General features: G+C 56.2%; 1 protein-coding gene. It reads right to left on the bottom strand.

Annotated elements, in window-relative coordinates; genetic code table 11:
* Window positions 1-9: 9 nt before the first annotated feature.
* Window positions 10-1,311 (bottom strand): IS4 family transposase, encoded by a 1,302-nt coding sequence (locus tag AO064_RS00005; protein ID WP_082893840.1) that lies wholly within the window; start codon window positions 1,309-1,311, stop codon window positions 10-12.
* Window positions 1,312-1,420: the final 109 nt, after the last annotated feature.

The raw sequence follows: 1,420 nt of genomic DNA, 5'->3' as shown, positions 1-1,420 counted from the left end.
CCATCCCTTTCAAGGTCTTTTCGTTTTGGCAGCCTTGATTACCCGGTCGGTTGAAACATGTGCATGTACCGCAGTGCCTTGGACCCATGTTTTGGGCTTAGGCACCTTGGGGCCGCGGGGGCTTTTCGCCACTTGTTTTGGTTGGATGTTTCTAGCCAGCTCCAGTAAGCGCCGGGCCAGTTTTTCCAGAGCAATGACGGGAAGATGTTCCGAGGGCAGCGCAATCTGCATTCCCTCATAACCACTTCTAACCTGAATCGCCAAGTGATAGATCGAGGCCTCCCATCCTTCAGGCTGGGTACCCCGATGAGCTTGCTCGACGCTTCGTTTGAGGACGGCCAGGACGTTGTAGGCCAATACCGCAGTAGCGAACCCGAGTAAGGCGGCCTTTGGGCTGCCAAGGGTTTCGATTTCACTTTCCAGGATTGCTTCCAGTCGCTGGAACATACCTTCAATGCTCCAGCGGCGGCGATAGAGTTCGGCGATCTGCTGTGCACTGACGCTCTGGGGGAGATTGCTCCAGAACATCAAGCTGCTGTCACCCGAGTCCGTTGGGGAATGAAGGGTCAGTTCGACACGCCGGCATTGGTAACCGCCTCTGACCTGAATTATCTGCTCACGCACAGTGCCTGTTTCCACAGGCACTGGCTCTTGCCACTCACCCTCTTGAATCAAGCGTGGATGCTTGGCTTGCTGACGAATGACAAAGGAGGTTTGGACCTGCTCACAAGCCTCCATAACCGGGAGCGTGCAATAGAGTCGATCAGCCAGCCACACTTGGCCTGGCTCGGCATTGGCCAATAGAGGCAGCACACAAACGCGCTCGCTTGCATAGGCATCCTCACACGCCTGAAGGTCGATGACCTGATCCAGGTCGGGGTCGTAGGCCACCACCGAAAAACCGGGACGAGCAGCGCCGCGCTCCTGACGTAAAGCCCCCAAGCGTTTCTCAGTGGATGCCAAGTGATTACCGTCCACTACCCGAACTTGCCAACCCGGCAGCATCGCCGTGCAGCCCAGTTCTCTGATGGTTGGAGTCAGGCGCTGTGCACAGCCGGTAACCAGGGCACGCAACAGAGCAGGCTCGGTACGACTGATCTTGTCGTAAAGGGCCGCCAAGCTGACAGGAAGATCTTCCAGTTGCCGCGCGGCGGCGTGCAGGGATGGCTTCAAGCCCAATGAAACAAGGGACATCAGCTTGATGATGGTCGAGAACAGTAGCTCACGAGAATACTGCCGTTGCCGATGCTCCTCGAAAACCTGATCGACCCACTCAGGGGCAATAGCCTGTTCGAGCGCCAACTTGGCCATGACGCTCGCAGGTGCTTTTTTCTCGAAACGCGCTAGAACATCGGCCCACATCTTTCGGTACCCCTGAATGAAATTTCAGGGGATTTTACTAAAGACCTTGAAAGGGATG

Origin of the sequence: Pseudomonas marginalis (genome assembly GCF_001645105.1) — a bacterium.
Lineage (GTDB): Bacteria > Pseudomonadota > Gammaproteobacteria > Pseudomonadales > Pseudomonadaceae > Aquipseudomonas > Aquipseudomonas petroselini.
Note: the sequence above shows the minus strand (reverse complement) of the source record. Positions and strands in the feature narration are given on the sequence as shown.